This is a genomic window from Oleiphilus sp. HI0080 (assembly GCF_001635135.1).
Map to the genome: position 1 here is coordinate 1 of NZ_LWFU01000906.1, position 444 is coordinate 444.

Sequence of the window (444 nt, forward strand, 5' to 3'; positions counted from 1 at the left end):
TACAGCCGCCATCAAATGTATCGCCAAGTCTATGCTCACAAAACTGCGCAAGGATTTGACTGGCTACTGCGTGCAGCGATCGAGGAGGTGATGACACAAAGCAATGTGCGTGACCTTGTGACACGTAGCCTTTCACAGCTGGATTTATTCCAACACATTACCGACAGCTATTTCTGGGAAGCATTCCGGCGCTTTAGTATGGAGCAGTCACAGTCTTACAGTCACTGCATACTAAACCGGGTTAAAATGCCTCACTTGGCAACACGCTCAAATCTAAGCGACGAGGAAGTACATACCTACCGCAACTTTCTTGCAAAAGAGAACGAGCTTGAGCCTGGTCGGATAATCGCCACAAGTCTGACCGCACGCTTCACTAAGATACGCGGAAGTTATGACAGCATGAAGGTTCTAAGTAGTGCAAAAGACGGACAGCAGGTATTTCGC

General features: G+C 48.2%; 1 pseudogene. It reads left to right on the forward strand.

From position 1 onward, the window contains the following. Positions 1-15 precede the first annotated feature (15 nt). Positions 16-444, forward strand: a pseudogene (locus tag A3751_RS17870) (phosphohydrolase); the annotation flags it as partial.